Below are 9593 nucleotides of genomic sequence, written 5' to 3' on the forward strand. Positions count from 1 at the left end.
AAAAGAGTATTCCTTATAATATTGAAAAAATCTGAGCCCTGTCGGAAGAAATTCCATATTTTCATTTATTTTAAAATTAACCTCGATAGAATATACGTCTTGTAAGGCATCCCAAAATAGCTAATCATTAATAATTCATTTTAATAGGATCGAATATATCCTAATCCTCAGTTTATTATTTTCTATATCGCCGAGTTAAATACGATTTCAGAGATCACGTCCAAAGCATATGTCGTAGTAGTTTTTCTTAAAGTGATTTTTTTATCTATCTTTTGTTTCTGGAGATGATTCTCCAATTTCCTTTGTTTGAAAAAGGAAACCAGAGCACCTAACCTCTAATTATCCTTTGGAATGGAACTATTTGTGCATATATCTAATATTTATGGATAGAGGGAAAAGAATAAGAAACTGTTAGATACACAATTATTGAAAAATATTTATGCCTCATCAAGTTCTATATAATTTACTTTAATGGCTTGAAGATTCATTTATTGATCGCTATGTTTTTGTGAATATTTGGTTACTGATGGAAAACATCGTCCTAGTGACCTTGGATATAGTCTGCTCAGTTATATACATAGTTGGGCAAAAGAACATGGACCTGAATATATTACATTGGAATCTTGAATTCAGCTCCTTGACACCATAAATAGTTTTCGTTTCAAGTACAATCTTTGGAGGGCTAGTACCTATTAGGTGTAGCCTTTTTTTTCGTTTATATGTACCAGCAATGAAATTTATACGACTTCTAGAGTGTGGGGGAAATTGGAGAAAAACATTTATAAAGAGAAGGTTGGAAACATTCGAACATGTGTAAGGGGAAAAAATTCTATGCACCTATTCAAAGGGAAGGTGCTCTGCCACCCAAACATTAGTTGAAAGCTTATAGATTTTAAGAAAGCTCTGTGGAAAGGAATCTCTACAGAGTTTTTCTTCATTTATCTTTTTTTGTGCGCCTAAACCATCCAACTTTCTGCCATTTAAGTCCTACAAGAAAAAATTCAATCCAAATTATGCGAATATTGGCAATTTATTCATTTGCTCATAGGGTAATTTAAACATAACTGCCAATAAATTTGTTCGAGATGTTCAAATTGGCTTATTGTATGGAGTTAATCTGGTAGGATTAACCATAAATTTAAATAATTTAATTTTTTGTAATATTTTATGTATTTAAGGTGGCGTGAATCTTGCTATATATTATTTGAACCATTTAATAGGAAAAGAAATTACTCATAATAAGAGGTGATTATCAATGACCGCTATAGTCCAGTGAAAATGGGAATCTATTTTGAATAATTATTATTCCTAGCAATGACACTCCGAAACGTAAAGGAAGGAGTAATTAAAAATGAATTGATCTAGATACCTAAAAAATTTATGCTTAATAACGTTAAAGAGGTGTTTTAAACACTTATCATTAAAAAACGACTTATTAATGTGGAAAAAATGAAAACCCCTTCGTAGTCTCTATAAATTGCCAATAAATCTGACTTATAACAACTAGAACCAGTTTTTTATCGATTTTTGATTTTTTTAAATAAAGATTTTATTCATGGGAGGAATTAGGTGGGAAATGGATTGCAAAAGAGTTGAGTTATCACATTTTTTACGCTCACGTCGTAATAAATTATCCCCTAAAGACGTAGGGCTTCCTGTAACTCATAGAAGACGTAAACATTCTCTAACACAAGAAGACGTTGCTGAAGCTGCTAATATAAGTGTAAAGTGGTATCTCCAATTAGAAAGTGGGCTGGGAATCAATGTGTCTCCTGACGTGCTAGAAAGAGTTGCTCAAGCATTAAAACTGAATCAAATAGAGACATCTTACTTATTTCAATTAGCAAATCTATATTGTTTTGTAGAGACTGTAATCGTTATTCAACAGAAGATTGGTATAAAGAGTTGATAGAATATTTGCACATATCAAGTCCGGAATTTAGTAGTTGGTGGCTAGATTACGATGTAGAATTAGACCTTAACTTTAAACTACCTATCAACATTAATCATCCAGTTATTGGTGCTTTGTCTTTTGAAAAATCGTCTATCAAGTTCATAACTTATTTGATATAAAGATATGTTGTTATACACCAATATCAGAAAAGACAATCAATAAACTTGAGCAATTATCTTAATATTCTTATTAAAAATTACTTGGAAGGCAACAAATTTTTCGAGCGAGATTAAACTAGTTAAGGATATATTACAAAGGGTAAGTTTATATAAAGTATATCCTTTTACTTCAAAATAGAAGGAGAGATAGATATTCATGCGTTCAACAAAATTTACTGTTATTACACTCGTTTTTCTAATTTTTATTGCCGGTATTACTCAGGGGCTTATTCTACCGATGCTTTCAATTATATTAGAGAAACGGGGTGTCTCTACTCTTGTAAATGGTTTTAACAATACTGCAATATATGTTGGAATGTTACTGATTTTACCTTGGATAGAAACTCCTTTACGTCGTTTCGGGTATCGTACGATCATTATCTTTGGACTTGCTTTAGTAACAATTTCTACAATTTTTCTTCCTCTTTTTCATTCACTGAGCATTTGGTTTATTTTACGTCTTATCATGGGCATGGGGGACTCTGCGATTCACTATGCTAGTCAAATTTGGATCACACAAATAGCCCCAGAGGAGAAGAGGGGTCGCTATATATCACTATATGGACTTTTATATGGTCTAGGTTTTAGTATTGGTCCTCTTGGAATTAATTTACTTCCGTTGGGGTTATGGGTTCCTTTTGCAGTAGTAAGTCTATGCTGTGCAATTGCCTTCCTGATGCTGGGCTTAATTAACAATATGCATCCAAGTTCAAATAATGACGATTCGAGTGGTGGGGCCAAATACACAGCTGTAATTCGTTATGGGTGGTTGGCATTTATTCCTCCATTACTATACGGTTACAATGAAGCTTCTCTCAATGGTAGTTTCCCAATTTATGCTTTACGTATAGGAGTATCACCAGAGTGGATATCATTGATTTTACCATCATTTGTAATTGGTAATCTTATTTTACAATATCCAATCGGTATATTAAGTGATCGTATAGGAAGAAAACCAATTTTAACAGCCAGTGCTGTTGTTGCTTGTATCTCATTCGTTCTATTTCCCTATGTATCTCATTCGGTATGGATGATGATGTGTTTACTTGCGATTGCAGGGGCTGGAGTGGGCTCATTTTATGCACTTGGGCTTGCTTACGCAGCAGATGTTTTACCAAAGAGTATGGTGCCTACGGCAGGGCTTATTGCCATGCTAAATTTCAGTACGGCTAGTATGGTTGCTCCAAGTATAAATGGATATGTTCTAGGGAACTTCCCTCCGGGAATGATGTTTAACATAATAGGTACATTACTTGGATTATTTGTAATATTAAGCTTTCTTTATCGTCCAAAGAAGGTTAAGAAGAATCCCAAAGACACTTTTGTTTCTGAAGCTAAGGGATAGAATAAATTTTTAACTTAATAGATTATAAAAAAGCCGATTTTTCCCACATAAGGAATCATTGGCTTTCATTCTTTTATTAAAGGGGGACAGCAGGTGGAAAAACTGCCTTCAATGCTAACTTGGAAATTTATTAATAGAATGATGCAGCACATACATGACGGAATGGTTCTCTTCAATCCAGAAGGGGATGTGGTTGTAATTAATAAGGCCGCCCGCTTTCTATTATTTGGGGAGGAGAGCAGTTCTATTAAATCTATTTACGATTTTCCTAATAACATTAGAGAAATCTGGAAAAGACGCTTTAATTTTAATTTTTCTAAAGATTTTTTTGAATATTCCGGGATTAAGATTGATATTATGCCCGGTTTTGGAGATGGGATGGGACTAATAATACGTAAATCGCTGGACGTTGAACAGCAGCCAATTGAAAATGAACACTTATTAGGTAAAGAACTGCAGGTGATTCTCACTTCATCTTTTGAAGGGATATTTGTAACAGACGGGGAAGGTACAGTTCTCCGCGTGAATGAAAAATGTGAATGGTTATATGGATGCTCACAAGAAGAATTGATTGGTAAACAAGTACGTGAATTAGATCAAAATACACGAAATGAAAAAAAGATGATTGTACAGACAAGTATTATTTATAATGATCAAGGTGAAATTTACAGAGTAATAAGCGCTTCAAAAGATATAACAGATATCCATCTTATTCAGGGTAAAGCGTCTAGATTGAGTCTTTTAGATAGCAAAAATGACTCTTGCGGTGTAACTGGTTCTTTAATCATAAGAAGTAACACAATGATAAAATTAATTAAATTTCTACAGCGGGCGGCAAAAATGGAGTCTACGATCCTACTTCAAGGGGAATCAGGAACGGGTAAAAGTCAATTAGCAAAATTTATTCATGAAAATAGTATGCGAAAGAATGGACCTTTTATCATGATTAATTGTGGATCTATTCCGGAAAGCTTGATAGAAAGTGAGTTATTTGGATATGAAGAAGGGGCCTTTACGGGCACGAAAAAAAATGGAAAGAAAGGCTTTTTTGAAAAAGCAAACGGGGGGACTCTTTTTCTTGATGAAGTGGGAGAATTATCATTAACAATGCAGGCCAAGCTTTTACAAGTTTTGCAGGACTATACTTTTTATAAAGTAGGAGGAGTTGAACCTAATCAGGTTGATGTAAGAATTATTACAGCCACAAATAAAGATTTAGAAAAACTCGTGGAGCAGGGTTTTTTTAGGGAAGACTTATTCTATCGGATACACGTAATTCCTGTAACGGTACCACCTTTGCGTGAAAGAAGAGAAGATATTATTCCCATGCTGGTCTCTTCATTAGAGCGTTTAAATGAAAGTAATGGAGCAGTAAAGGAATTTTCCAGTGATATTCTTTTGTTATTAACTAAATATCACTGGCCCGGTAATATTCGAGAACTACGTAATATGGTGGAATGGATGTATGCTGTGGCTGAAGGTGAAATTATTGATCAAAGTTTCCTTTCGCCAATGTTTTTTAAAAACTTAAATATACCTAAACCTCAATCGCCCATCGTAGTGAATGATATCGTTCCTTTGAAAGAAGCAATTGACTTTTTAGAATACGAATTAATCAAAAAAGCACAAACAATTACAACCAACACATATCAAATTGCTGATTTATTAGGGGTAAGTCAATCTACGATTGTAAGAAAGATTCATCGTACCAAGTCTTCAACTCTTTAAAACAATTGAGAATGCATAAGTGAATTTTTGTAGAGGGAAATGCAGGTATATTCTCCCTTTAAATGCAATATTGAATCCTTGTTAAATAACAATACACAAAAAAACGGCCACAAAGGTTTACAAGTGGCTGTTTTTTTGTGTATCCAGATTATTGGCATTGTTATTGCATAGATACAGAAAGAAGTAACATTCATTTCATAATTTACAGGGGGGAAGGAAATATAGGGAAATCATTTATTGGTAAAAGTAACTGCGAAAAACAAAAGGAGGAACCAAATTGAAATCAAACAAAAAAATAGTATATTTACTATTCGCAATGCTAATGTGTATTTCTATGTTAGTAACAGGATGCAGCAATGATTCATCCACAGTTTCCCAAAGCAAAGGGAAATCTGATGGGAAAACATTAAATCTCTTAACATGGGAAGGATACGCTGACCCTAAGCTAATCAAAGATTTTGAAGAAAAATATGACGTTAAAATCACAGCCACATATTTCGGTTCTAGTGATGAACTAGTTTCTAAACTTAAAGGCGGTGGGGGAAACGTATATGACGTAATCTCTCCTTCATCCGATGTGGCTGGTTATTTAGTACGTCAGGGTATAGTCGCGCCAATCAACGTAAGTAATATTACAAATTATTCAAAGATAGCAGATAAATTGAAAGACATGGATGATGTCAAAAAAGGTGATAAGGTTTATGGAATTCCGTATGTCTGGGGTCCAGATTCATTAATTTACGATGCGGATGCAATTAAGAATCCACCGGAAAGTTGGGATGTTTTCTGGGATCCAAAATATAAGGGGAAAATATCATTGTGGGATGACATCTCTAATATTTACCTTGTAGGACAGATGATGGGATTAGATAAAAACGATCCTTCAGCTATATACAATATGACGGATGAACAATTACAAGAAGCAAAGAAAAAACTGCTTGAAGTCAAGCCGCAGATTCGTAAATATTGGGCAACGGGTGGTGAATTGAATGATTTGTTCGCAAATAAAGAAGTCGTGCTCGCTGTTGGGTGGCCTTTAACGCCAAAAACAGTGAATGCAAGTGGACGCCATCTCAAAGAGGTTATTCCAAAAGAAGGAATTACAGGGTGGATTGACCGATTAATGGTTGTAAATTCTTCTCCAAATAAAGAACTCGCCGAAAAGTTCATTGATTATGCAATTAGTGAAAAATCACAAAAAATAGTGTCTGAAGTAACAGGATATAGTGTTGCAAATAAAGAAACAGCAAAGCTAATGACGCCGGAAGAGGCTAAAGCAATTCATGTGGATGATATGGATAACTATATGAAAAAGATTAATTTTTGGCAAGAAGTGAAAGACCGTAATAAATACAATGAAATTTGGAACGAAGTAAAGGCTCAGTAGAAGAAATCACCTAGCGGTGTAATCTGCTAGGTGAATCTTACCCTAAACTTAAGGAGAATGCTTATGGATAATATATCAACACCCGTTCGTCCCCTCAAGACGATAAAAAAAGTGAAGAAGAAACGTAATCCAAGGCTGCTGCTTTTGCTAATTCTACCTATTATTTGGTTGTCTATATTTCTATTAATTCCTTATGCAGTATTGTTTATGAATAGCTTTTGGAAGACGGATTTTGGAGCTATTGTACATGAATTCACTTTGGGTAATTACACGAAATTTTTTACAAACCCTTTATATTATGGAACATTACTAAAGTCACTTAAAATTGCTAGCTGGGTGACCTTATTTAGTATCCTAATAAGTTATCCGTTAGCTTATTTTATTAATTTCAAAGTGAAGAAAAACAAACAGCTTATTTATACTCTTGTCATTATTCCACTATGGGTAAGCTACCTGGTTCGTGCGTATGCCTGGAAGATTGTACTTGGGGAAGATGGGATTTTAAATAACATGCTGCTGGCTTTGCACATCATTGATAAACCATTAACCGTTTTTCTTTATAGCCCGTATGCAGTGATTTTGGCTCTTACGCATATTTATACACCGTGGGTGTTAATGTCTGTTTATACCTCTCTTGAGCATATTCCCCGCAACCTCATGGAAGCTTCTAAGGATCTTGGCGCTACCCGGTTTCAAACCTTTTTGCGCGTCATTTTTCCGCTAAGTCTACCAGGGGTCGTGGCGGGAGCAACCTTCGCCTTTGTCTTAACGATGGGCGACTTTCTTGCCCCGCAGCTCCTTGGCGGTACAAGCAGCATGATGATTTCTAATGTTGTGTATAGCTTGTTTGGGGTGGCAAACAATTGGCCTTTGGGATCAACCATTGGAATTATCACACTTATCCTTGTCTTAGGCATCCTTGAGATTACACATCGATTAGAAAAAAGGTTTTCAAGTTATGAAAATTAAGCAGGGGAGTGTGAAAGATGGAAAAAACAACAAAATTTGATTGGATTACATTAGGACTTAAGACTTCGTCGATTTTAATTTTTATGTTTATGTATCTACCTATGTTGGTGGTTGTTGTCTACTCCTTTAATGGAAACGCCATTAATTCCTTTCCGATTACCCATTGGTCGTTGAAATGGTACTCTGTTCTTTTTCAGGATTCTGCCCTACTTCATTCGCTCCTTAATAGTGTTTATGTGGCTGTTGCTGGAACAATTATTGGTTTATTACTCGGAATTCCAGCGGCTTTTGCTATTGATCGATTCCAATTCCCTGGAAAAGTTTTTTTTGAGCGTATCGTACTACTTCCAATGATTTTACCCGGTATTATTACGGGGGTTGCAATGATGAGCGCCTTTGTTTTGCTGGGGATGAATCTTTCATTAATAACCATTTTTTTAGGGCATGGAACTTTTTTAATTGCTGTCGTAATGACGCAAGTATATGCAAGGTTAAAAAGAATGGATAGGTCCATCGAAGAAGCTTCCCTTGATTTGGGAGCTAAGCGTATCCAAACGTTCTTTCTCGTTGTTTTACCGAACCTTAAGACCGCTATTATTAGTGCTTCTCTTTTATCCTTTACTTTATCTCTGGATGAGATTCCGGTTACTTACTTTTTGACTGGTCGTGAACTAACACTCCCAGTTCAGTTCTGGGCTATGCTGCGAAGGGGGATAACCCCTGAAGTAAACGCAATTTCTACGCTCATTTTTGTTTTTTCTGTCATTATGATTGTCTTAGTGACTAGATTGAATCGGGAAGAAACTTAATAATACAGAAAATTAATAGGGGGTTATACCTTGGATTCTATCATTAAAGTTAAGAATGTTGAAAAGTCATATGGGAATCAACTAATTGTAGACAGGATCAATCTTGATGTAACACGTGGTGAATTTCTCACCCTGCTGGGGCCCAGTGGATGCGGAAAAACGACCACGCTGAGAATGATTGCAGGATTTGAAGAGCCTGATAGTGGGGAAGTGTTATTAGATGGCCAATCCGTTGTAGGAGTACCACCATACAAGCGGGATGTTAATACTGTCTTTCAAAGCTATGCATTATTTCCACATATGTCTGTGATAGAAAATATAGCATATGGGTTAAAAATGAAAAAGGTCCCTCGATCTGAGATTGAATCAAGAGTAAAAGAATCGTTGCGACTCGTTCAATTGGAGCAGTTTGGAAATCGGAAGCCGCGACAGTTAAGCGGTGGCCAACAGCAGCGCGTCGCTGTCGCTAGAGCTCTAGTAAATAACCCGAAAGTATTATTGTTAGATGAGCCGTTAGGGGCACTGGATTTAAAATTACGTAAGGAAATGCAATATGAATTAAAACAGCTTCAAAAAAAATTAGAAATCACCTTTATTTATGTTACCCACGATCAGGAAGAAGCCCTCACGATGTCTGATCGTATCGCGGTTATGAATAGAGGTAGGATTGAGCAAATTGATGTTCCTGAGGAAATATACAAACGGCCCCTTACAAAATTTGTAGCTGATTTTATTGGGGATACGAACCTTTTTGAAGTCAGTGTGGTTGATAACCATTTAGAATACCCTATATTTGAATTGGAAGGATGCCGAGTAGGCGGGCGTTTTGGAAAGGAAAAGAATATAGAAGGTCCGATGTATTTATCTGTTCGACCTGAGAGATTGAAATTGATGAAAGATAATGATAATGCTGAGTTTTTATTAGGCGGCACTATTGAAGAGATTATCTTTGCAGGTTTGTACATTCAAACGATTGTAAAGCTCAATATTGGAACCCGTTTAACAGCGGTATCACAAAATGCGGGTGAATATTCATATCAACTGGGAGAATATGTATATGTAACATGGAACGAGGAAGATGGAATCGTAATAGGAAATGGTATTCGGGATCGCTATCAAAGTCCAATTTTGATTAAATAAGCAAATTTCACTACAACTAGTGATTATCGTATTAGAGAGCGTTCTCATCTGGTTGTTTTGTTAACTAAAAATGGAACAAAGAAGATGTTCACTAATTAGTGAA

General features: G+C 35.5%; 7 protein-coding genes. All 7 read left to right on the forward strand.

Annotation, left to right across the window (positions count from 1 at the left end; genetic code table 11):
* Positions 1-1576: 1576 nt before the first annotated feature.
* A complete protein-coding gene (locus J7E52_RS26065; RefSeq protein ID WP_214751371.1) occupies positions 1577-1909 on the forward strand; it encodes a helix-turn-helix domain-containing protein in 333 nt (110 codons plus the stop codon).
* 360 nt (positions 1910-2269) lie between these two features.
* The gene (locus tag J7E52_RS26070; protein ID WP_214751373.1) at positions 2270-3457 is read left to right on the forward strand and encodes an MFS transporter; all 1188 of its coding nucleotides are present in this window, start codon (positions 2270-2272) and stop codon (positions 3455-3457) included.
* Positions 3458-3550: 93 nt separating this feature from the next.
* Complete coding sequence (locus J7E52_RS26075) at positions 3551-5185, forward strand: sigma 54-interacting transcriptional regulator (RefSeq protein WP_214751375.1); 1635 nt, start codon at positions 3551-3553, stop codon at positions 5183-5185.
* A gap of 277 nt (positions 5186-5462) precedes the next feature.
* On the forward strand, positions 5463-6572 hold the full coding sequence (locus J7E52_RS26080) for an ABC transporter substrate-binding protein (protein WP_214751377.1): 1110 nt from the start codon (positions 5463-5465) through the stop codon (positions 6570-6572).
* A 63-nt stretch (positions 6573-6635) separates the two neighbouring features.
* The gene (locus J7E52_RS26085; RefSeq protein WP_214751379.1) at positions 6636-7541 is read left to right on the forward strand and encodes an ABC transporter permease; all 906 of its coding nucleotides are present in this window, start codon (positions 6636-6638) and stop codon (positions 7539-7541) included.
* A 17-nt stretch (positions 7542-7558) separates the two neighbouring features.
* Positions 7559-8350, forward strand: coding sequence for an ABC transporter permease (locus tag J7E52_RS26090; RefSeq protein WP_214751381.1), 792 nt, complete (start codon positions 7559-7561; stop codon positions 8348-8350).
* A gap of 30 nt (positions 8351-8380) precedes the next feature.
* Positions 8381-9490, forward strand: a complete 1110-nt coding sequence (locus tag J7E52_RS26095) for an ABC transporter ATP-binding protein (protein WP_214751383.1) — start codon at positions 8381-8383, stop codon at positions 9488-9490.
* The last annotated feature ends 103 nt before the right edge of the window (positions 9491-9593 follow it).

This window comes from Bacillus sp. ISL-34 (genome assembly GCF_018613325.1).
Classification (GTDB): domain Bacteria; phylum Bacillota; class Bacilli; order Bacillales; family DSM-1321; genus Peribacillus.

Coding starts and splice junctions, on each gene's coding strand:
- J7E52_RS26065 (WP_214751371.1), top strand. CDS start 1,577: ATGGATTGCAAAAGAGTTGAGTTATCACATTTTTTACGCTCACGTCGT.
- J7E52_RS26090 (WP_214751381.1), top strand. CDS start 7,559: ATGGAAAAAACAACAAAATTTGATTGGATTACATTAGGACTTAAGACT.
- J7E52_RS26070 (WP_214751373.1), top strand. CDS start 2,270: ATGCGTTCAACAAAATTTACTGTTATTACACTCGTTTTTCTAATTTTT.
- J7E52_RS26085 (WP_214751379.1), top strand. CDS start 6,636: ATGGATAATATATCAACACCCGTTCGTCCCCTCAAGACGATAAAAAAA.